We start from the raw sequence: 22546 nt of genomic DNA, 5'->3' as shown, positions 1-22546 counted from the left end.
GTTTTTACTGCTGACCCATTTGAAAATGATTAGGACAAAAGCTTGATTATCATTTGTACATTGTATTTATCAGGAAACATGTTACCCCAGCGCTATGTTAGGCATCATACAGTAAGCGTTATAACCCTTAATAAGGAATTTTATGAAAACGATTATTAACGACAGGCGATTCTTTAGAGATGCGCAGCATGCAAAAGTGTCAGGCGTATGTGCGGGCATTGCAAAGTATCTAGATATTAATCCATGGATTGTCAGAGCAGTCGCTGGTACGATGTTTTTAATCTTTCCATTCGCTATTGGACTGGCCTATGTACTGGCAATCTTACTGGTAAGGTACCGATAAAACAGCTCGGTACGTTTGCAGACAACGATTAAGCTTACATACTACACAAATAGGTGTATATCTAATGACCTGTGTCAGCGAAGTGGTGAATTAGGTTGCTCAAGTGCTGTCCATACGAGTAAACTAGAGCACCTCAGGGCCTTTGGTCACTCGCCTCAAAAACAATTAAACATTAGTAGGGAAAATAATGAGCTCTATCTTTACAACGAAAAGTATCAGTGCCTTTTTCGCAGCCATTATCGTTACATTGTGTTTACTCGGGTTTTGGTGGAGTTTTGAACCAGACGTATTTGACGTAGATGAGCAGGCAAATCAGCAGGCCCAAGCGAATAATCAAACGGTGGTAACAGGCTATACCACCACCACCGCGCTTATTATCGTACTTGAAAAAATGCTCGATAAACCAGGCGGCTATATTTACAACGACATGATGCCGCCAGGCATATTAATGGATAATATTCCAAGCTGGGAGTTTGGCGTAATTGAAATGAGCCGCGATTTAGCCCTAGCTATTCGCCGAGACTTTGGTCGTTCGCAGTCGCAGTCTATAGATAGCGATGAACTGGCCGATGCACAAACAAGTCTTAACCTTGATAATAACCGCTGGTTACTGCCTTCTACCGAAGGTGAATATACCAAAGCCATTAATCATTTATATACCTACCGCAACGCTCTTGGTAATTCTCGCGCTGGTAATAATCAATTTTATGCCCGCGCCGACAATTTGCGAGACTATTTAAAACAAGTTGAAAAAAGACTCGGCAGTTTGTCTCAAAACCTTAGCGCCAGTGTAGGCACTGAGGTAATCAATACTAATTTAGCAGGCGATCCATCGGCCACTTATTCGTCACCTGAAGACGCCGCGCTGGTAAATAAAACAGGCTGGTTTCAATTAGACAACAACTTTTACGAAGCGCGAGGCGCCAGTTGGGCTTTGCTGCATTTCTTAAAAGCATTGGAAACCGATTTTGCCGAGGTTTTGCGCAAGAAAAATGCGACTGTCAGCCTTCAGCAAATAATTCGGGAGCTAGAAGCCACTCAAGGAACTGTGTTTAGTCCCGTTATACTAAACGGAGGCGGATTTGGAATGCTTGCGAACCATTCGCTGGTAATGGCAAACTACATTTCACGTGCAAACGCCGCAATTATTGAATTATCAGAATTATTAAACCAAGGCTAACTATGAAACAAATGAAAAGTGCAGTAATGAGCCGCTATTTGCTGAGCGGCCTAGGATTAGCGGTATGTGTCGCGCTTAGCAGCACACAAGCAATGGCCGACACAGTATTAGGCGGTTATGTGGGTATTCAAGCCTGGAATGTTGCCGCCCAGGGAGGTTTTGCACAAAATGAGTCATTAGCTACCTTTAAATTCGAAGACGAAACAAATACGAGTTTTTATGCCGCACTGGAACACCCTATTCCCTTGATCCCCAATATAAAGCTTGTTCGCACCACGCTTAATACAAGTGGTTCAAATGTAATAGACAGTCCGTTTAACTTCGGCGACCAGGTATTCTTAGCGAGTGCCACTATTAGCTCCGAAGTAAAGTTAAGCGCGACCGACTATATTTTATACTATGAGATACTCGACAACGATTTAATCTCTATCGACATCGGTATTAGTGGTAAACAACTGGATGGCGATGTTTTTGTAGCCGACATTGACGGTCGCTCAAGTCAACAAAATATAGATGCCATTATCCCAATGGGCTACGGCAAGATGCAAGTAGGTCTGCCTTTCACCGGCTTTTCGCTAACAGCAGAAGGCACTTTTCTAGCCATAGGCGACGACTCATTTACCGATTATCAGCTTGCATTAGCCTATAGCTTTATTGAAACCTTAGCGCTAGATTTATCTATACAAATTGGCTACCGTGCGACTGAATTAGATCTTAATGATGTTGACGGCATTTATGCTGATTTACAATTTGACGGCGCGTTTATTGGACTTGAATTCGATTTTTAAACTAACTCAGTCCAAAACGGCATAAAAAATCAGCTTTTATCCGTTCACGTTATAATCAAAAACCGTTACTCTTTGTCTATAGCAAAGAATAACGGTTTTTTAATGAATCAACAAAACGACAATTCATCCTCACAAGCCCTAAACGACGTTCAGTTAACGGCTCTTTCTCGCGCTGTCTCCGGATTTAGCGAAGACCAACTTATTTGGGCTAGCGGCTATCTGTCTGGCCTGTCTGCTCATGCTCGCCATTCAGTCTTAGATGTAAGCGGCGCCCTAGTTCAGGCTGAACAGCCGATGTTAACCGTATTGTACGGAACCCAAACCGGCAATACCAAACACGAGGCACAAGCGTTTAGCAATCATATAGCCAGTAAAGGCGCCAAAACTAAACTTGTTAACATGTCGGATTACAAACCGCGTAAAATTAAAGACGAAACACATTTAGTGGTATTTGTGAGCACACATGGTGAGGGAGATGCACCCGACGCCGCCATAGAGCTGTACGAGTTTTTAGCCAGTAAAAAAGCCCCTAGACTGACCAACCTAAGCTATGCCATAGTTGGCTTAGGCGATACTAGCTACGAATTTTTCTGCCAAACAGGCAAAGATTTTGACAGCCGTTTAGCCGCGCTTGGGGCACGGCCTATCATTGCAAGACTCGACTGCGACGTAGACTACAATGACGACATTGCTAGCTGGTCGCAAAGCGTAACCAGTTTATTAATCGCCTCATTGTCACCGGCTGAAGCGGCAAACACTCTTAACAACATACCTGTTAATCAACAGGAGAAATTGCCGCCAGAAAACAAATACAGCAAACAAAACCCCTTTACCGCTGCTTTACTGAGCTGTGTGAAAATTACCGGCAGAGGCTCCGTCAAAGATATTCAGCACGCCGAAATTTCACTTGAAGGTTCTAATCTTCAATATTTACCCGGTGACTCGCTGGGCGTGTACTTCACCAATGACGGCGCACTTGCCGAGCGCGTTATAAGGGCAACCGGCACAACAGCTGATGCCTTGGTCACCATAAAAGGTGAAACAGTGTCATTAAAAACAGCACTTATTGAAAAAAGAGAGCTTACCCTAAGTTATCCAGGTTTTGTCAAAGCATATTTAGCGGCTACTAAAGACGCTGGGCTACAGGCAATATTAGATGATAAGCCAGCGCTAAGAACTTTTTTAGAAGAGCGGCAAATTGTTGATATTGTGGAACAGTTTCCCAATACTATTACCGCACAAGATTTAATAGATGCACTTCGCCCTATCAGCCCGCGGCTTTATTCAATCGCCTCTAGCCAAAGTGAAGTAGACGATGAAGTGCATTTAACCGTGGCACACATTGATTACCAAGCATTTGGTTCTCGTCATCAAGGTGGTGCATCGGGGTTTTTAGCCACTCGTTTAGATGAGGGCGCAAAAATGAAGGTATTTGTTGAAAACAACATGAATTTCAGACTGCCCACCAATCCTGACACGCCTATTATCATGATAGGCCCCGGAACCGGCATTGCTCCTTTTAGGGCATTTATGCAAGAGCGTGAAGCCTTAGGTGCAGCTGGTAAAAACTGGTTGTTTTTTGGCAACCCAAGCTTCACCCAAGACTTTTTATATCAAGTAGAGTGGCAGCGTTATTTGAAAGAGGGATTGCTATCTAAAATAAGCTTAGCTTTTTCACGCGACCAAGCAAACAAGATTTATGTGCAAGACCGCCTACTAGAAAATGGTAAAGAAGTATATGAATGGCTTGAGCAAGGTGCCCACTTTTACGTGTGTGGAGACGCCATGCATATGGCCAAAGACGTCGAAAAAGCACTTCTTAACATTATTCAAACCCACGGTAGTAAAAGTGAGCAAGAGGCTAAACACTATGTCGTTGATATGCGCAAAACGAAACGTTACCAAAAGGATGTTTACTAATGAGCAGCAAAGACTTGCACCATGTTGAAGGAAAACCTTCAGATAACGAGAGACTCAAAGCGCAGAGTAAGCACTTACGTGGCACCATTACCACCGACTTAAGCGATGATGTTACTGGCGGCTTTACTGCAGATAATTTTCAGCTAATTCGCTTTCATGGTATGTATCAGCAAGATGATCGCGACATCCGGGGTGAAAGGGCCAAGCAAAAGCTTGAGCCCTTGCACAATGTGATGCTACGAGCACGCTTGCCAGGCGGTGTGATCACGCCAAAGCAGTGGCTAGAAATCGACAAATTTGCGCAAGAAAAATCAATCTACGGCAGTATTCGATTAACCACCAGACAAACGTTTCAGTTTCATGGTGTACTTAAGCCCAGTATCAAACCCATGCATCAATTATTAAACGCCACCGGCATTGACTCAATCGCCACCGCCGGGGATGTAAACAGAAATGTGCTGTGCACCTCAAACCCTATCGAGAGCCAAGTGCATAAAGAAGCGTGGGAGTGGGCCACAAAAATAAGCGAGCACTTACTGCCTAAAACAAACGCATATGCCGAAATTTGGTTAAACGGAGAGAAGGTAGAGTCAACCACCGAAGACGAGCCTATTTTAGGGAATAATTATTTACCGCGTAAGTTTAAAACCACGGTGGTTATCCCCCCACAAAATGATGTGGACGTGCACGCGAACGATTTAAGCTTTGTGGCCATTGCCGAAAACGGCAAACTAATTGGTTTCAACGTGCTAGTAGGCGGTGGATTGGCCATGACCCATGGCGATCAAAGCACTTTCCCGCGTAAAGCAGACGATTTTGGCTTTATTGAACTCAAAGATACATTGGCTGTGGCCGGCGCGGTTGTGTCAACTCAGCGAGACTGGGGCAATAGAGTAAATCGAAAAAACGCGAAAACCAAATATACATTGGAAAGAGTGGGCGTTGATGTCTTTAAAGCTGAAGTTGAAAAGCGCGCCAATATTACCTTTTCTGATTCTAGACCCTATGTATTTACCTCGCGAGGCGACCGCTTTGGTTGGATAGAAGGCATAGACAAAAAGCATCATTTAACTCTGTTTATTGAGAACGGCCGGATTAAAGATCTTCCTAACAAGCCACTAAAAAAAGGTTGCGCTGAACTGGCCAAAGTGCACCAGGGTGATTTTAGATTGACCGCCAACCAAAACTTAATTGTGGCCGGTGTGCCCAGCGATCAAAAGCAAATTATTGAAGACATTGCTATAAGGCATGGTTTATTAGAAGCGTCTACAAGTAATCAACGCAAAGACTCTATGGCCTGTGTAGCACTGCCAACCTGTCCTCTGGCTATGGCCGAAGCTGAGCGCTACCTGCCTGATGCGGTAACAACATTAGAAGGCATATTAGCAAAGCATGGTTTAAGCAACGACAGCATAATTTATCGCATAAACGGCTGCCCCAATGGCTGTGGACGTTCCATGCTAGCGGAGGTTGGCCTCGTGGGCAAGGGCCCTAATAGATACAACCTGCATCTTGGCGGCAATATCGAAGGCACACGAATACCTAGAATGTATAAGGAAAACATGCTCGACACCGATATTATGACAATACTTGATGAACTGATTGGTAAGTGGGCAAAAAACCGCAACAATGCAGAAGGTTTTGGCGATTTTGTAATAAGAACCAACATTGTCGCCCCCGTTGTCGACTCAGCCAAAGATTTTTATGTGGTGTCAGCAAATGCGTAGTGCAACGGCGCACAAAGGTAAGAGCGGTAAGAGCGACAGGAGCGTCGCTTGTGATAAGACTGTGCAAACCATTAACGTCAACGCGGTGACTGAGTCAATTGCTGACATGAATCTTATGTTAGAAAATTTAACGCCTCTTGCGCGTGTCGAATGGTCACTAACACATCTGCCTAGTCAGCATATGTTGTCGTCTAGCTTTGGTGCTCATTCTGCAGTAATGATACACCTGCTGAATCAGGTAGCTCCTGGCATTCCGGTGGTACTTACCGATACCGGCCATTTGTTTGCTGAAACCTATCAGTTCATCGATATGCTTACCGAAAAGCTCGATGTGAACCTTCATGTATATAGGGCACAGGTAAGTGCGGCATGGCAAGAAGCACGTTTTGGAAAGCTGTGGGAGAAAGGTCTAGAAGATATTGAAAAATACAACACAATGAATAAAGTAAAGCCTATGCAGACAGCGCTGCGCGATCTTAAGGCTAAAACATGGTTTGCTGGCCTGCGAAGAAGTCAATCACAGGGCCGTAAATCGTTAAATGTTTTACACAAGCAAGCTTCACAGTTTAAAGTACATCCTATAATTGATCAGAGTAATCGCGATCTACACCTATATATGCAAACGCATAAACTACCCTATCACCCTATGTGGGATAGAGGCTATGTCTCTATTGGTGATTGGCATTCTACGGCTAAGCTGGAGGCCGGCATGACAGAAGAACAAACGCGTTTCTTTGGCTTAAAAAGGGAGTGTGGCCTACACGAATTTGGCGACGGCGGAGGCATCTAGCCTGAAGCTTTATGCGCGCTTTAGTTGGTGAATTAGCACGCACTTTTACAATAAGTGTAATATAACTGTCACATTAGTATGAGTTCTATTGTTAGCCAGCTAGTTTTATCGTATACTCTTTATACTATAAATCACTAAGGAGCCAATATGAAGCATGTATTAGCAGTAATATTTGCCGCTTCATTATTATCGGTATCAGCCGCATCCTTCGCTACTACTAGCGCAAATGGTGAAACTAAAGCATTCAATTGCATGGATAAAAAAACATTCGAAATCAACAGCGAATGTATTAGCCAGAATATTCAAGACAACTTAGTTTTCCAAAAAGCAGAAAAAGCCGTTTTAGTAAATGTCGACAATGCAAGTGACAGAGCTCTAGCTACAATGACTTTTGACAATCGCACAATGACGATTAATATTGTTGCCCACAAAGATGCAACAATCGCTAGCATAGACAATGCGACCGCTCAACACTAATTAAGCCCAGTCTTTCAATCTAAAACCTCCTTTATGGAGGTTTTTTTATACCTATAAATAGATAGTCTATCCTTGAGCCATGTACTGGTATCAAAATTCGTTTCTTCGTTTGTTCAAGAGCATCGCAAACGTTTTTGCTATGCTTTACTCGTTAAATAGTCTTAAATTACGCATACATCTACTACGTAATAATGCGGGTTCGATTGATAATAAGAATATGCCTACTAACTACAAGTACGTCATTAGTTATTCTAAAAGCCGGATGCTAGCCCATTCGGATAAAATAGAGGCAGCGTTGTTGTCAAATTTCGACTACAGCGACTATAAAAACCCCGTTGATCAAACGTCTACAACTGCTTAGTTTCAAACAGCATGCCTAGCTATTCCAATCAAGCCAAACGCAAGGTGGATGAAAAATAACTCTCTTGGTTGCCCCATATTAAATAACATCTGTATTAGTCAACTTCTTCATCATGTTAATATTGGCCACCATTTTTGTGCTTATTGCCTTTGCGTTTATTGTCAATATGACATGGTCACCAAAAATAAAAAACCTATTGTAAATATTGCTGAAAACTTTCCTAATCCAGAATTTCACTCAAAAATACTGCAGGAATCTCAAGTAAGCTATACAAAAGTAAGCGAGAAGGCAGAAATAGAGTGACTGCGGCAGCGCGGTAATGGTGATGATTGACTTACAAGTCGATATTCTGTCAAACTTGGTCTATAATCGTGTGTCGCCCATCTGCTTTAATTAACTATATTATATTTTTAACAAGAGTGTACTTAGCACCATCATGAGATCAATTCTTTATTTCTTAAATGGCACCATAGCCTCCCTAATTTATCTTCTTAATACTCTGTTGTGGTTTATGCCCATCATGCTGTGCTCCTTAGTAAAACTGTTGCCTATTAAGCCTTTGCAAAGACTAATGTCGATAATTGCCGACGAGTGCGCAAGCTTATGGATTAGCGTCAATCAAATTAACCAAGCTGTATTTTCTCGCACCACATTTAAAGTCACAATGCCCGCCACTTTATCAATTGAGCAATGGTATCTGGTTATTGCAAATCATCAGTCTTGGGTAGATATATTGGTATTGCAGCGAATATTCAATCGCAAAATTCCGTTTTTGAAATTCTTTTTAAAGCAAAACCTCATCTTGGTGCCATTTATTGGACTGGTATGGTGGGGACTCGACTTTCCGTTCATGAAGCGCTACAGCCGTAGCTTTTTAGAGAAAAACCCGCACTTAAAGGGAAAGGATTTAGAAACAACCCAAAAGGCCTGTGAAAAATTTGAAAATAAGCCAGTAAGCATTATGAATTTTCTAGAAGGCACTCGTTTTAGCGAAAAAAAATGCCAAACTCCCATACATAAAACCTTAGGGCTACATAAAATGCTGGCGCCAAAATCAGGGGGAATTGCCTACGTTCTTAGTGCCATGGGACCGCGCTTGACAGACTTAGTGAATGTCACTATTTTCTATCCACAGGGTATCCCAACCTTCGGTGATTTTGTCAGCGGTAAAGTAAATGAAATTGTAGTGGATGTAGAGACTATTAGTATTGCTAGTCTTTTTGAAACAGGCGTTTATAGCGCAGAGTATTTTAACGATGAAACACAAAAACAGCAGTTTCAACACTACGTAAATTCACTTTGGCAACATAAACAAAATAAGCTCATACAGTTAGAGCAGGAATACAAAATTGAATGAGTAAAGTCCGCGCCTACACTATATTTCCCATACACTTAATCTTGCAATTTTCAAACCTAGGTTTTTGGGGAATGTGTATCATCATATTTGGCGTTATCCGCTTTTTAATCCCTATAAAGGAAGTCAGTAGCCGGCTCTTAGATATCATGCACAGACTTTACAGTACGTTTGCTATTATTAGTGTTGCTATGATCAAAATATTTAATCGAATAGAAATTCAGATCGATATAGACAAGCCTTTATCGAGACAAAAATGGTACTTGATAACTGCAAATCACCGCAGTTATTTGGATATAATACTACTTATTGATTTTTGTGCCCCTAGAATCCCGCCGCCTAAGTTTTTCATAAAGAAACAGGCTATATGGCTGCCCTTTGTTGGTTTAGCGGCATGGGCGCTGGATATGCCATTCATGCGCAGACACAACCAAGCCTACCTAGAAAAACATCCGCATCTGAGAGGAAAAGACATAGAAACAACCCGAAAGTCTTGTGAAAAATTTGTAGACCGGCCAACCACTGTTATCAACTTTGTTGAGGGTACTCGCTTTACCCCCCAAAAACACGCTTTACAAAACAGCCCTTTTTCGCATTTACTGCGTCCAAAAGCCGGCGGTATTGCATTTACTCTAACCGCTATGGGTGAACTATTTAGTAACATTCTTGATATTACGATCGCCTATCCACACTCAAAACACCCCATGATGGATATGTTAAGCGGTCGTATGACCCGCATTGCTATTGAGGTTAAGACATTGGAGGTGTCACAAGAATTGATCGGAGATTATTTCGACAATCCGACTTTTCAAGCTGGCTTCCAGCAGTGGGTGAACGAACTCTGGCTTAATAAAAACGAGCGCATGAAAAAATGGATGACACAGTGGTAAGCTCTATGCCAGTAGAAATATAGCACTTAAGACAGCAACCTTTTACGGCAAGGTCGCTATATTATTAGTTTTACACCAACGCGTAAATTAATAAACCCATAATACCCAAGCTTGAAACGCCAAAAAAACCATATTCAATTCTTTCTTTGTACGCCTGCGCGCCTGTTTTAGTAGACAATGCTGCCATAGCAATACAAGATATACCCAGTACTAGTGAAAGCATCATAGCACCGAATAAAAGCGTGTTTGCAAAAACTAAAAGTGTGCCTACCATGAGTGTGTCCTGTAAAATTGAATACCTATATTATGCCTTAATCCACTTTTTAAAAATAGGATGCTCTGTGTTTTTTCGGTAAACATGATCTTAGTCAATTTCACGACGTTATTGCCTAAATTATGGTTAATTCTCTAAAGAGACTATTTTAGAGACTTGATTAAAATATAGACCACTGTTTTGATTGATTAAAAATAATGGCCCAAGCTTTGCTAAGGAAGTCATATAAATGTAATTGGACTGTGTGGCTAATCAGCATTATGTTTGCATACTTTATAACAACGTTGTCTACTACCGCACTATAATAAGGTTTTCTAATGACTCTCAAAAAATTAACGGTGATCACATTGGCATGCGCCAGCCTGTTTGTCAGCAGCGCTTTTGCAAGTAATGATTATCAACTGAGCTGTAACGTTAACATTAGCAGTGATATCTTATTTGCTAACAAGGAACTAATTGTTAAGTCTAGCGAACAAGAGGCTATTTTATTTACAGCAAACGGTGCTGTGTATGTTAATGATCGCAAAATAACGCTTACCAAAAACGAACAAAAACTAGCTCAGCGCTATTACAAAGATGTTGAGGCCTCTGTTCCCATGGTTGTTGATATTGCAGTAGAAATCTTAAAGATTACTGATCTCGCACTAAAGGAAGTATTTAGCGGATTGCTAGGTAAAAATAGCTCGCTGCCAGAAAAGCTCAACGCACGCATAAATGGCGTTACAACAACCCTTAAGGATCATGTTTATCAAGACCCTAATTCATTAACCTTTGATAGTGCACATTTGAAAAGAAACCTAGGTCTTGGGAATGAGTTAACAAAAGAAATTGAACAGATAAAAGCCGAAATAGTGTCAACACTTATGGGACAGCTTATGGTGGCGATTGGTCAGTCAATGATGAATGGCGGCGGTGACTTTACTGCACTAGAGTCACGTATGGCGAATTTAGCCAAAGACATCGAGAAAAAAGCCAAAACCTTAGGCGATAGCGTAAAAGAAAGCGCTGCTGCCTTGTGTGATAAAATTGAAGCCTTAAGCAAGACCGAAAAAGAGCTTAGAAAAGTGTACGAATTACGTTATCTCGACACGGTTTACTTTACTAAGAAAGCATAAAATAACAAAAAAGTAGAACAATTAATGGCCCTAGAACCACACGTACTAACGAGAGAAATTCAGCATAAATTTATTCATATTATGGGTTTAGGCTGGTTGGGCCGCCCTTTAGCGAGTGTTCTGCAGCAATATGGTGCGAATGTTTCTGGCAGTGTCACTAGCGCAAGTAAGCAGCAAATGCTGCTTACTGAATCACTCACTGCAGATATTTTCGACCTGTATAAACCCATAAACAAGCAATATACAAGTAATGGGAAAGTCTTGGCAACTCGTTTTACAGATGCCTCACTGGTGCTTAATATCCCGCCTGGTAGGACAAATTTTTCCCAGCATGCCTTTGTAAACAGTATGATAGCCTTAATTGACTGTGCAATGCAAAATGGCCTACAACAGTTAATATTTATTAGCACTACATCGGTATTCGGCGAGCAGCACGGTAAGGTTAATCAACACACTGCCGTTCAAGCAAAAACAGAATCAGGTAAGGCACATCAAGCGATAGAGGCTCATTTAGCCTTGTATTATCCAGACAAAAGTAAAGTATTGCGCCCGTCTGGGCTGATAGGACCTAATCCTAGTGATACCTCTAACAAGAATCTTGTGGCGCCTAAAATGCGCCATCCAATCTATTCTCTGTGCCACAAGAGCGACATTCCTAATGCTAACGATCCCGTTAATCTGATTCATCAGGCTGACGTAATTCAAGCCATATTAGCCCTGCTAAGCACTCAGCCTGTATCGCATGCTTTTAACTTATCAGCCCTTGCGCATCCAAGTCGTAAAGCGTATTACCAGTGGTGCGCTAAACGCTTGTCGTTGCCTATCCCAACATTTTTACACGACCCGAAAGAGCGCCAATTAGGCAAACTAATTGACGCTACGCAGAGTTTTATTGACTTAGACTTTACCCCAACATATGCAAGCCCTTTCGATATGCTTTAGAATGAGTCAATGATGTACTGTACTATATTGAATCCTAGGTACTTTAATGCAACTGTATTGATAAAAATAAGCGCGAGTACCAATGGAATAAAGGTGCTTAAGGAAAAATTAACATAGCGCTCGAAAAGGCTATCCTTAAAGTTTGGAGCACCCTGCTCTAACTCTTCGTTAAACGCGCTTTTCTTCCAACGATAGACAACAAACAAACAAATTAGAAGACCATTTAACGGTAAAATAGTATCGTAGAATACGTCATACACCACATCAAAAAATGACTTGTCTGCGCCGCCATAGCTAACAAATGAAGTGAAAAACTCAAACCAGCCAAATGAAAACGCACACATTAGCGAGAGCACCAACAATAGCACCCCACAAATTAGTAAAGAGCCTTTACGCGACTTTCCTTTTTCGCTCATAAGCGCGGCAACCGGGACCTCAAAGATAGATACTAAGGACGTAATAGCCGCAAAAAACACGAGTAAAAAGAAAATACAGGCAACAAGACTTGCGCCAAAGTAGCCTAAGGTTGTTTGTAGGGCTAAGAAAATTTGCGGTAAATATGAGAAAATCATCGAAATTGACGACTCGCTCAACTCAGCAGTATTCACTGAAGGGTTAAACGAGAATATAGCCGGTAATATCATTAAGCCTGCGGTGAACGCAACAGCCGTGTCGGTTAGTGCAACAAGCTTTGCCGATGAGGGTAGGTCGGCATCTTTGCTAATGTAGCTACCGTAGGTAATCATAATACCCATGCCTAAAGATAAGGAGAAAAACGCTTGAGAAAGCGCGGCGTTTACAACGCTTGCGTTAATTTTATTGAAATCAGGAATTAAATAAAATTTTAAGCCAGCCATAGCGTTGTCTTGAGTTAATACAAAGGCAACTAAGCATAGCAGCATAGCAAATAGTGCTGGCATTAAAATTTTGGCAGCTTTTTCAATTCCTTCTTTCACCCCGCCCTGCAGAATTAAGTAAACAATAGCCAATACAATAGCCATATAAACAAACAGATCGTAGCCAGAAATGAAACTACTGAAGGTGTCAGGTTGCGCCAAAACGTCAAGATTACCCATCGCCGATTCAGTCAGATATCCAAATATCCAAACCGTAATCACCAAATAAAATACGGCAATCATAAAAGGAGTAATGATGGACAACCAGCCCGCAACTCGCCAGCGGCGACTGCCACCCGAAAGATCGGTGAGTGCTCCTAGCGGATCTTTTTGACTTGAGCGCCCTATTGTCATTTCCGCAATCATAACGGGCAAACATATTAAGATAACAAAGATTGCGTACATCAGTAAAAATGCACCGCCGCCATTTTTGGCTGCACCAACAGGAAATCCGACCAAATTGCCAATACCAACCGCAGATCCTGCAGCGGCAAGAATAAAACCAAGTTTTGAGCCAAATTGCTCACGAGAGCCCGCCATGAGTGTTCCTTTTCATTTTTGTTATTTTTATATGTAGAGTATTACGCACTTGAGAAGACAGGTAACGCATCACAAATTTTCTGCTAAATGTTAACAGCAGTTAACAAAAATGTCTGCTTTTTGTAAGGAGAAATATTGGATTTTAAATAATAAGGGGCTTGCCGCCTCTACTACTAGGCGGCTTTACATTAGTATGGAATGGTTTTTCCATCCCAGTCAATGTAATAAGGAGAGTGCTGCGCATCAAATCCGTGCATATGACTGAGTAACTGGGAAACCGTAAATTCGGCGCTAAACAATTTACCTGGCTTCACGTTAGATTGAAAGGGTTTTGAAAGGCCTGTGTCAACCGTGCCTGGATGATAACAGGCGAGTGTTGTATTGGGTGCACGGCGCATGTATTCAATGCTGGCGGTTTTCACAATCATGTTAAGTGCTGCTTTTGATGCACGATAGCCGTACCAGCCGCCAATGCCGTTTTCACTAATACTGCCTACCCTTGCACTGAAGAAAACAATACTAGCTTTGTCTTTTGCCACAATCTTTACCAAATACTTTAGCCACATGGCCGGCACCGCGGTATTAACCCGAAAGTACTCGGCTAACTGCGCCGGATCGATATCCTCTAAGCGTTTTTCAGGCTTTAAGGTTTTATCGCCTGAAGTATGCAGAACACCCGTGGTACAAATTATGCGAGAAAACCTTATCTTTTTTTCAATCAGTTCATCTACAAATGATTTAATACTGTGTTCGTGTGTGGAGTCAAACGTAAAATGCTGCTGATTATGAAAAACAGTAGACGCTTGGCCCCGCGAGACACTGTACACCTGTGCATCAGGACTATGAGTGCATAGCTGATTAACCAGTTCTTTTCCTATACCTCCACCTGCACCTATTACTAATACATGCTCACTCATTAATACTTTACCTTACAGTCGGTTTCACAGCGCTTTTTGCCCGTTAGTAGATAAGAGACTTTGTATCGGTTTTTAGCGAATAGTAAATATAATTTATCTGCGAAAAACTTAATAACAGGCCATCTTAGGGGGGCATAAAGCCAAGAATGACCGACTTCACTCCACGCTCGGTGTGTCGCATCTAGCCCTACTAACATAGCGCCATCTTCAGTCATTCCATGAATACGTTCGTTTAATGCGTGCCAATCTAAATCTGGATATTTGGTGGCGAAATCGCTGTCCATTATATCCACAAACGACAGCTTACCTTGAGTATTGCGTTTCTTTAGATGCTTCATTTCTATTTCGCACAGTGGACACTGCCCATCATAGAAAATTGTAAATGCCATAAACAGCCTCTCTTTCTCTTTGAGCAAAGCTCCTAGCTTTGCTGATAATGGGTGTTGTACGTGTGAATGCAAACATTAGATGACAATAAAAACACAAGACCTATACCGGCTTTCGTTTTATGGCTGTGAGGCGTAAATCCAAATGAACAGCCGAATTGTAATCACGCATGCAAAGGATAAACCTTTGTTGGCAACTCTAAACGCGATGGATTTACTTTTCCACACATGGCTATTTAAACCACATGGGGTTGATGGCCAATTCAAACAGAAGAGGCGTGAATTCTTCATACCTAGGCTTGTCATAGATGCAGGTAGCGTTGTTTGGGTATTGTTGGCGCCATGGGTCATTAATTAAGAATAAACGCTCACCGTCAACGGCGAGTCCTTCTAATGCCGAGTTACGCATTTTGTGTGAGGTGCCTTTGCCACATTTTGCATCCGATGGTGCATACAAAATCAAATCAACTATGATTGCTGGGCGCTGCTTTGCTAAATCAAGGATCCAAAGCTGGTCATTGTTTCGGGCAACCGCAATAAGATATCCTTCACTATCTGCACTTGGATAATACACATCCATCCCGTTAATGGGGTTTATTAGCGACATGCTGCTAGGAAACAATAGATTACTGTCTGTCACTTTTAGGAAGCTGTCAAGCGTATCAAACATATCGGGGGAATACGCAATCTCAAAAACACGGGCAGCAGCGCTAGCGTCTTGTTCAATGCCAAACAATAAACGATTGTCGCGGGTAAACGCTAAGCCCTCAATACCGTCATTTTCGATATTTTGACCAAGACCACGTTTATCGATGTTATCAAGGGCGTCAAACTCAATAGCGCGAACGCCAGTTAATAATAAGGTCTTGTTAATCACTTCGAGTTTGGCGATTAGCGCTGGGTAACGCGTAAAATTATTGTTAGCAAACTGATCGAAACACTCTCCTTCTATTTTACTGCCACGCGTGCCATCTTCTGTCACAATTAACCATTGATTGGTTTGTCCAGGAATAGCCACTAAGGCCTCGTAGTCTGGCCTAGTGTTTAAGTAATCTGCAAAACAGCTCGCGTTAGCTACATGTGGCGCAATTTCAATTGGTCCAAGTGTTGTGTCAATCACAGCGGTGTTTTTGTTAATAACATGCAGGCGCCGAATTTGGTGTTCTAGCGCAGAAGCATCAGAAACAGAGTACATTTTATCTCCCACTACTGTTAAACCAGACGTTTGTGGGTCTTGCATATACTCACCGTTTGACTCTGTGAGCCATTTTCCTACGATGGTTGCGCTGTGAAACTGTGTGCTAGGGGTAAATGGCTTGTTATTTGATGAATTATGAGTCGCTTGATTAGCAGCGCTCCAACTTACACTTACTAAGCACAATAGCCCAAATACACACTTGAAGGCTGTTGCCCATTTATCCAAAAAAAGAGAAAAAGAACTCGAGATCATTTTAGCTTACACCACAATAATTATTTACACGACAACGCAATTGTTTAGAGAATATTACATTAATTATAAGATATTTAGACGTTTTTTACGTAATATAAAGCAAAACGTCGAGAACAGCTCACAAGAGCACGACGACGACACATACCTAAAGTTATCCAGTATGCTGCTATCTCTTTTATACCAAGACCAGACGCTGTTTAGTTTTAAATTTAGTCAGCAGCTTACACGTGTCATTCATGGGTCTTGCCGTAAAGCTCATTTCAAAGGCAAAGATGCTCTACCTCAGTTAGACACGCAACTGGCGCATAGCATTGAATTTGCTAAAACCAGCGACAGACCCGACCTTGTTTTATTTACGGGTGACCAAGTGTATATAGACGACGCAGCGGGCCCCATGCTGCACGCGATTCAACAGGTTGTTCGCCTACTGGGCCTATACCACGAAGAGTTTAAAGGCAGCATAATGCTCAACAACAAGTCAAAGCAAAAAGATATCGTTAATGGTGCCTGCTTAGGCTTGTTGGAACTAAACGAAAATGGCCAAGAACAGGTATGCAAATTGATCCTTGCTGAAGGCTCTATGGTAAGCTTTAAACAAGACAAATAATATATTCTCGCGTACCTATTTATTTCTAGTGCGCAGCGTTTATAAAGTGAACTTTCAAGCAAAACCCAATAGGATAAAAATGACTAAGCCCATTTCAATCGGTATTTTTTATGGCTCAACGACTTGCTACACTGAAATGGCGAGTGAAAAAATTCAGCAACAACTCCAAGCGCTGCTACTTCAAGGCGACGTGGTGGGGCAGGTTGAGTTGTTTGACATAAAAGATACTGCATTAGCAAAGTCGCAAAACTATGACGTTATTTTATATGGTATATCTACTTGGGATTTTGGCGAATTACAAGAAGATTGGGAGTCAACCTGGGACGATATAGCTACGCTTGAGCTAAGCGGAAAAGTAGTCGGACTATTTGGCCTTGGCGACCAGCTTGGCTATGCTGACTGGTTCCAAGACGCGCTTGGTATGCTACACGACGAGCTTATTTTGCTAGACTGCGATCTAATAGGCTACTGGCCAAACGAAGGCTATGAGTTTGTGGCATCAAAAGGGCTGACACCAGATGAGCAGTTTTTTGTGGGCCTAAGCCTTGATGATGAAAATCAATACGAATTAAGCGACACGCGTATAAAACTGTGGTGCAAACAAGTTATTGACCAAATTCACGAGCTTAACGCGGCATAATTCTACAAAAATGTATAGTAGAGGTAAATTTGTTAACTAATTTTACACATTCCCTCTGTTCATTTTTTTCTGAGTAGATATACTATCGAAATAGTCGTTTAATAAAGAGCTTTACGTAATGAAAAGAAAAAAGCATACCTCCGCCGATGATGACGCACAAATAGATATGACACCAATGTTAGACATAGTCTTTATTATGCTAATATTTTTTATTGTCACCACAACCTTTGACAACTCTAAAGGTTTGTCGGCTAATCGTCCTCCGGAAAACCAAAACACATCAGAACCTAGTAAAGCCTTGTCGATTCGAATCGACGCGGACGGCACTATTCACATGATTGGACGCATTGTTGATATTCGCCGTGTAGTGGCCAACACACAAACCTTTTTAGCTGAAAACAACACTACTTCAGCCGCGATACAGGCACATGAAGATGCTGAACACGGTGTTGTGGTTGATGTAATGGACCAAATTAAGCAAGCGGGTATTGAAAGTGTTTCAGTGTTGGTTAAGAAAGGTTCATAGAAGAAAGTAGATATAAAATTAAGGGGGCCAGGTTCAATGAGAGTTTTTTAAAAAAGTCGCTTTGAATCTGAGCCCACTATTTCTTACCTCACTACTTTTTTATGTAATGAACGTTGATTTTTTCTTTTTCTTTAATTCTGTCGCTGACGTATAAACCAGTCGTCATAGCTCAACGAAAAGCTTTCATCCTGACAGTCCGCTGGGTGAGCATATAAGCCAAAATTTTCATCCTCGTGATGCGTTAAAATAACTGCAATTTTAGGCAAGTGCTTAATCTCATTGTGCATGGGGTCCCATATAGGCACATGGTAGTCGGCTAATCTTAGAACAGGCACATTCAGCCCGTTTATTTCAGTATAATGGTCCGGAATCGGATTAGGAATAATTGCATAAATACAATGAAAGGGAATATTCACCTGAACGCCATCCCACCAGAAGCGCTCTACTTTTATTTTATCAAACAAGTTTGATATTTTTTTGGGTAATACTACATTCACGGTGATATTCCTTCTTAGACGACTTTTGAAGTGGGCACGTCAAAAGTTTTGATTTTATAATCAATACACCATGTGCTCTATCTTATCAACTTTTTTTAGTCTCAATTTGCCTTAGCAAGGTTCATTATGCTTAAAAGATTAGAATAGCTGTAGATTAATCATTTCATTTGCCACTTGCTCAGCATATACAGGTCTATATTTAGCCAAAGGCCCTTTCATTATTGGTGAGATACCTTCTAAGATTTTTATGCCCCAAGCCTCCCCAGGTCGGTGATCGCTTCTGTTTCCCATGAGCAAGGGGGGTCTAACCGCGGCTGCATTGGGTAGCTGGGGCATAGTTAAAATGGCATTTTCTAATTCACCTTTAACGCGCAAATAAAAATTATTGCTTTTAGCATTTGCACCAATCGATGAGATCCATACAAAACTCTTGGCTCGCTGGGCTCTGGCTAACTGCGCGCACACGTGCACGTATTCAAAATCGACTTTTCTAAACGCTGACTTACTCCCCGCTTTTTTCATGGTAGTACCTATACAGCAGTACACATGGTCAACAGTAAAGTAGCCCTGATAGTCTTGTAGTATTGTAAAGTCAATGACCAAGGGCTCTATTTTAAGCATAGGATCATGATAATTATTAGCTGTTAATGGCGCCCTGACTAAGCATGTTATTTTATGGTAGCGGTCGTCTTGGCATAGCTGATTAACTAATGCTTTACCCACTAATCCGGTAGCACCCATTACAATTGCTGTTAATTTACCCATATATTATTGACTGCTTAAGCCTAGTGACCAATCTATGCCTATTGTTACGCTGAAAATTCATTATTAGTGTTTGTGTTTAGCCAATTAAGTGTAAAAAAAATAGGCCTGCTTAATTTATTTGTTCAATTCAACGCTAGGCGCTGCGATTGACTAGATACCCAAATTTTGAGCTATCAGTCAGTATCAAAATTACCCGCGGTTTGAACGTTAAACTGAGTTATTGATTTATAGGGATACTTAAATAATCGACCTTTTCCCCCGTCACCCCTTGTTTATCAAAGGCAATTAAACGCTTATTGGTAAGTAAGTGCAAATCACGGACCATTTTATAAGCGTGGATCACCTGCTCATTATCGGCGAGTACTTCGCCAAGCTCGGCTAGCAGGGCTTGGGCTTGGGCTTGGGCGTCGACTTCAATAGCGTTGCCTATTAAGACATACTATTTTAATTCAACATAAATGATAAATATAGAAAATACGCATTAGTAATGGTTTATGATAGCCTGTTACAACTAATGAAAATATAAACTATAGAACCTTAGTAAAAGCCTTTATGACAAACATTTCCTTTACCGACATTAGCCTTGCACACGAGCGCATATTACACATGGTGCAGCGAACGCCCATAGTACAGTCAACCTTGTTAAATACATGGCTAGGCCACGATATTTATTTCAAAGTAGAGTGCTTACAAACGACTGGTGCCTTTAAACTGCGTGGTGCAAGCAACTTTATCGCGAAACTGGCACAAAATAATAGCTTACCCAAACACATAGTTGCTAACTCATCGGGGAATCATGCACAAGCCGTTGCGTATGCAGCTAAGCATTTCAACATCCCCGTCACTATTTATTGCACTAAATCGATATCGACTGTGAAGGCCGCGGCTACCGCCTACTACGGCGCAACATTAGCACAGTTTGACGACAGACCAAGCGCAGACAAGGCGGTTGAATTGGCCAGCAAGCAGCCTGGCGTTGTTTGGATACCCCCGTTCAATCACCCTGATATTATTGCTGGCCAAGGCACCGCAGCACTTGAAGCTTTGCAACAGACTAGTGACATCGATGCGATATTTGTTCCTTGTGGAGGCGGTGGCTTGGCTGCAGGTACGCTCATTGCCGCTAAGCATATAAGGCCTAATGCAAAGGTTATAGGAGTTGAACCCTTAATGGCAAACGACGCAGCGCGCTCGCTCAGGGCTGGCCATATAATCGCCTTAGACAAGGCACCTATTACCCTAGCAGACGGCGCTGCCACCCCAAGTGTGGGAGAGCACACCTTTAAATACTTAAAGCAGCTAGACGCATTTTATGAGGTAGACGAACAGCAAATTGCCTATTGGACACAGTGGTTGCAACATTTACTAAAATTACACATAGAGCCTACATGCGCCATGGTAATGCAAGGTGTGAAGGAGTATTTACAAAACGTTCCAAAACATCTTTCTATCGGTAATAAACGCCAACAAATTTTAGTGATTATATCGGGTGGTAATATAAGTGCGCAGTCTATGGTCGCTATCTGGCAGGAAGATCATCTGAAATATCCACCAAGCTTGTAAAAATATATCATCCTTTTACGGGTGAACGCTTTGCATTATGGAGCATGAATAGTCAAAGATGAAACGGTGAGCAAGTTTTCGTTAGCTAGCACTGACGTAGACGAATCTTTTGCGCTCACCATTTTGAGTTTGGACTTGGCCTATAAACATATCGTAGGGCCTTACCCATAGCAATCCTTCGCCATATAAAGGCCTGTATAAGACTAGCAGACTTTCATCTTCCGAATGCCTGACTAGGTCAATAACTTCATAAAACTCACCTTTGTAGTGCTTGTATTTGCCCTTTTTTATGTTAACCATTAATTACCTCAGTGGTTTTAGTCGTTTAGTGACAAGTCTACGTTTATACCTTTTTCTCAAAAATAATGTGCTTATCGGCGTATTTATCATTATATTCAAACGATAACTGTTCGTGTTGTGTGTCGGTTGAAGTGTCACAAAACCCAATAAAAACGCCCAACAAGCGCGCATCTTTGCCATTTCTTCGCTCCCAAGCTTCGCGTAATAAATTTACTAATACAGCTTTATTAATATCACTACACTTGTGTTCTTTAGTGGTCTGTCTAAAGTCAGCAAATTTTATCTTCACGCCTATTTTGTCTATCTCACGCGTTACTATGTGTTTAGCGGCTCGATCTTGGAGCGTGGGAACTAAGTTTTTAAGCAAGTAAACCGTTAATTCTTCTAGTGTCGTTAAATTTTCGCTAAATGTGCGCTCTACTGCTACCGATTTTCGGATACGTGAAGTTTCAACTCCTCGTTTATCTATGCCTTGACATTTGCGCCATAAACTAAGACCGAACTTGCCAAAGCGTTGGACTAATTCAGCCTGATTAGTATTTCTAATGTCTTGACCGGTGTATAAACCTAAGGCTTGTAACTTAGCAAAAGTCACCTTGCCCACTCCTGGAATTTTGTTTAAGGGCAACTGTTCAATAAAGGAAATTATTTGCTCAGGTTTAACTAAATACTGGCCATTTGGTTTGTTCATATCTGAAGCAATTTTAGCAATGTACTTCAATGGTGCTATACCAGCAGATGCTGTTAAGCCTAACTCAAGGTGTATATGCTTGCGAATATCTTGGGCGATTAAGGTAGCCGAACCGCCAAACTGTTCGACGTCAGTCACATCTAAATAGGCTTCGTCTAACGAAAGAGGCTCAACTAAGTTAGTATAACGACTAAATATTTCACGAATTTGCGTACTCACGTCTTGGTATACTGACATTCTGCCAGGCACAATAATTAAATCGTTGCATAGCCTTTTCGCCACAGATGTCGGCATTGCAGAGCGCACACCAAAGCTACGGGCAATATAATTGCAGGTTGACAGAACCCCTCGTTGGGCCGATTTGCCACCCACCGCGACCGGCATATTTGCTAGCGCAGGATTATCTCTTATTTCCACGGACACATAAAAGGCATCCATGTCGACATGTATAAATTTTCGCATAGCAGGCTCTATAGTGAGGTTAAACAGCTGTATGTAATAACAGCATTATGAACTGCAGACAAAAATATATCTATACCTATAGAATGTTTTGGGAGTGCAAGGAGGAAAGATGAGGCAGTATAAGCTTAAGATTAACTGAGGCTTA

Annotated in this window: 25 protein-coding genes; 15 read left to right on the top strand and 10 right to left on the bottom strand. The window is 41.7% G+C overall.

Annotated elements, in window-relative coordinates:
* Window positions 1-142 precede the first annotated feature (142 nt).
* The 9 genes from GPUN_RS09880 to yihG (GPUN_RS09835) all read left to right on the top strand — a co-directional run bounded on the left by GPUN_RS09880 (window position 143) and on the right by yihG (GPUN_RS09835) (window position 9830).
* Window positions 143-343 (top strand): PspC domain-containing protein, encoded by a 201-nt coding sequence (locus GPUN_RS09880; protein WP_006006203.1) that lies wholly within the window; start codon window positions 143-145, stop codon window positions 341-343.
* 187 nt (window positions 344-530) lie between these two features.
* Window positions 531-1523, top strand: coding sequence for a DUF2333 family protein (locus GPUN_RS09875; RefSeq protein WP_006006200.1), 993 nt, complete (start codon window positions 531-533; stop codon window positions 1521-1523).
* 2 nt (window positions 1524-1525) lie between these two features.
* Window positions 1526-2311 carry a TIGR04219 family outer membrane beta-barrel protein gene (locus GPUN_RS09870; RefSeq protein ID WP_006006198.1) on the top strand — a complete coding sequence of 262 codons (786 nt, stop codon included), beginning with the start codon at window positions 1526-1528 and terminating at the stop codon, window positions 2309-2311.
* A 102-nt stretch (window positions 2312-2413) separates the two neighbouring features.
* The gene (locus tag GPUN_RS09865; RefSeq protein ID WP_006006196.1) at window positions 2414-4231 is read left to right on the top strand and encodes an assimilatory sulfite reductase (NADPH) flavoprotein subunit; all 1818 of its coding nucleotides are present in this window, start codon (window positions 2414-2416) and stop codon (window positions 4229-4231) included.
* Window positions 4231-5958, top strand: a complete 1728-nt coding sequence (cysI, locus tag GPUN_RS09860) for an assimilatory sulfite reductase (NADPH) hemoprotein subunit (protein WP_006006194.1) — start codon at window positions 4231-4233, stop codon at window positions 5956-5958. Before GPUN_RS09865 ends, cysI begins: the two co-directional genes overlap by 1 nt.
* A complete protein-coding gene (locus tag GPUN_RS09855; protein WP_006006193.1) occupies window positions 5951-6748 on the top strand; it encodes a phosphoadenylyl-sulfate reductase in 798 nt (265 codons plus the stop codon). Before cysI ends, GPUN_RS09855 begins: the two co-directional genes overlap by 8 nt.
* Before the next feature lie 147 nt (window positions 6749-6895).
* On the top strand, window positions 6896-7225 hold the full coding sequence (locus GPUN_RS09850; protein ID WP_006006191.1) for a hypothetical protein: 330 nt from the start codon (window positions 6896-6898) through the stop codon (window positions 7223-7225).
* 797 nt (window positions 7226-8022) lie between these two features.
* Entirely contained in the window at window positions 8023-8943 is a 921-nt protein-coding gene (yihG, locus tag GPUN_RS09840) for a 1-acylglycerol-3-phosphate O-acyltransferase, YihG family (RefSeq protein WP_040520894.1), read from the top strand.
* Complete coding sequence (gene yihG, locus GPUN_RS09835; RefSeq protein ID WP_006006185.1) at window positions 8940-9830, top strand: 1-acylglycerol-3-phosphate O-acyltransferase, YihG family; 891 nt, start codon at window positions 8940-8942, stop codon at window positions 9828-9830. The genes yihG (GPUN_RS09840) and yihG (GPUN_RS09835) overlap by 4 nt, the downstream gene beginning before the upstream one ends.
* Window positions 9831-9900: 70 nt before the next feature.
* Here yihG (GPUN_RS09835) and GPUN_RS09830 read toward each other — a convergent pair whose 3' ends face one another.
* On the bottom strand, window positions 9901-10104 hold the full coding sequence (locus tag GPUN_RS09830) for a hypothetical protein (protein WP_006006183.1): 204 nt from the start codon (window positions 10102-10104) through the stop codon (window positions 9901-9903).
* Window positions 10105-10421: 317 nt separating this feature from the next.
* Between GPUN_RS09830 and GPUN_RS09825 the strand changes: the two genes are divergently transcribed.
* Window positions 10422-11219, top strand: a complete 798-nt coding sequence (locus tag GPUN_RS09825) for a DUF2884 family protein (protein ID WP_006006179.1) — start codon at window positions 10422-10424, stop codon at window positions 11217-11219.
* A 24-nt stretch (window positions 11220-11243) separates the two neighbouring features.
* Window positions 11244-12161, top strand: a complete 918-nt coding sequence (locus GPUN_RS09820) for an NAD-dependent epimerase/dehydratase family protein (RefSeq protein ID WP_006006177.1) — start codon at window positions 11244-11246, stop codon at window positions 12159-12161.
* On the opposite strand, the gene GPUN_RS09815 is transcribed toward GPUN_RS09820, so the two are convergent.
* The 4 genes from GPUN_RS09815 to GPUN_RS09800 all read right to left on the bottom strand — a co-directional run bounded on the left by GPUN_RS09815 (window position 12158) and on the right by GPUN_RS09800 (window position 16350).
* Window positions 12158-13597: a sodium-dependent transporter gene (locus GPUN_RS09815; protein WP_006006175.1), complete on the bottom strand. Its 1440-nt coding sequence runs from the start codon at window positions 13595-13597 to the stop codon at window positions 12158-12160. The genes GPUN_RS09820 and GPUN_RS09815 overlap by 4 nt on opposite strands.
* Window positions 13598-13785: 188 nt before the next feature.
* Complete coding sequence (locus tag GPUN_RS09810; protein WP_006006174.1) at window positions 13786-14514, bottom strand: SDR family NAD(P)-dependent oxidoreductase; 729 nt, start codon at window positions 14512-14514, stop codon at window positions 13786-13788.
* Window positions 14514-14903: a thiol-disulfide oxidoreductase DCC family protein gene (locus tag GPUN_RS09805; RefSeq protein WP_006006172.1), complete on the bottom strand. Its 390-nt coding sequence runs from the start codon at window positions 14901-14903 to the stop codon at window positions 14514-14516. The genes GPUN_RS09810 and GPUN_RS09805 overlap by 1 nt, the downstream gene beginning before the upstream one ends.
* A gap of 229 nt (window positions 14904-15132) precedes the next feature.
* Window positions 15133-16350 (bottom strand): esterase-like activity of phytase family protein, encoded by a 1218-nt coding sequence (locus GPUN_RS09800; protein WP_141567275.1) that lies wholly within the window; start codon window positions 16348-16350, stop codon window positions 15133-15135.
* A 160-nt stretch (window positions 16351-16510) separates the two neighbouring features.
* On the opposite strand from GPUN_RS09800, the gene GPUN_RS09795 reads away from it, so the two are divergent.
* From GPUN_RS09795 to GPUN_RS09785, 3 genes are all read left to right on the top strand, one after another.
* Window positions 16511-16957, top strand: a complete 447-nt coding sequence (locus GPUN_RS09795) for a hypothetical protein (protein ID WP_006006169.1) — start codon at window positions 16511-16513, stop codon at window positions 16955-16957.
* A 79-nt stretch (window positions 16958-17036) separates the two neighbouring features.
* On the top strand, window positions 17037-17597 hold the full coding sequence (gene fldB, locus GPUN_RS09790) for a flavodoxin FldB (RefSeq protein ID WP_006006167.1): 561 nt from the start codon (window positions 17037-17039) through the stop codon (window positions 17595-17597).
* Between the two features lie 118 nt (window positions 17598-17715).
* Window positions 17716-18123, top strand: coding sequence for an ExbD/TolR family protein (locus GPUN_RS09785; RefSeq protein WP_006006166.1), 408 nt, complete (start codon window positions 17716-17718; stop codon window positions 18121-18123).
* 131 nt (window positions 18124-18254) lie between these two features.
* Here the strand turns inward: GPUN_RS09785 and GPUN_RS09780 are convergent, their stop codons facing one another.
* From GPUN_RS09780 to GPUN_RS14380, 3 genes are all read right to left on the bottom strand, one after another.
* On the bottom strand, window positions 18255-18620 hold the full coding sequence (locus GPUN_RS09780; protein ID WP_006006164.1) for a hypothetical protein: 366 nt from the start codon (window positions 18618-18620) through the stop codon (window positions 18255-18257).
* A gap of 138 nt (window positions 18621-18758) precedes the next feature.
* Window positions 18759-19385, bottom strand: a complete 627-nt coding sequence (locus GPUN_RS09775) for an NAD(P)H-binding protein (protein ID WP_006006162.1) — start codon at window positions 19383-19385, stop codon at window positions 18759-18761.
* A 217-nt stretch (window positions 19386-19602) separates the two neighbouring features.
* On the bottom strand, window positions 19603-19770 hold the full coding sequence (locus GPUN_RS14380; protein WP_238528972.1) for a PH domain-containing protein: 168 nt from the start codon (window positions 19768-19770) through the stop codon (window positions 19603-19605).
* Window positions 19771-19937: 167 nt separating this feature from the next.
* Between GPUN_RS14380 and GPUN_RS09770 the strand changes: the two genes are divergently transcribed.
* On the top strand, window positions 19938-20948 hold the full coding sequence (locus tag GPUN_RS09770) for a serine/threonine dehydratase (RefSeq protein WP_006006158.1): 1011 nt from the start codon (window positions 19938-19940) through the stop codon (window positions 20946-20948).
* Between the two features lie 81 nt (window positions 20949-21029).
* Here GPUN_RS09770 and GPUN_RS09765 read toward each other — a convergent pair whose 3' ends face one another.
* Window positions 21030-21248, bottom strand: a complete 219-nt coding sequence (locus GPUN_RS09765; protein ID WP_006006156.1) for a DUF1653 domain-containing protein — start codon at window positions 21246-21248, stop codon at window positions 21030-21032.
* Between the two features lie 43 nt (window positions 21249-21291).
* Window positions 21292-22401, bottom strand: coding sequence for a DNA polymerase IV (dinB, locus tag GPUN_RS09760; protein ID WP_006006154.1), 1110 nt, complete (start codon window positions 22399-22401; stop codon window positions 21292-21294).
* Between the last annotated feature and the right edge of the window lie 145 nt (window positions 22402-22546).

The sequence above is a fragment of the Glaciecola punicea ACAM 611 genome (assembly GCF_000252165.1).
Lineage (GTDB): Bacteria > Pseudomonadota > Gammaproteobacteria > Enterobacterales > Alteromonadaceae > Glaciecola > Glaciecola punicea.
The sequence above is the reverse complement of the archived record's forward strand: the minus strand, read 5'-3'. Positions and strand labels throughout refer to the sequence as shown.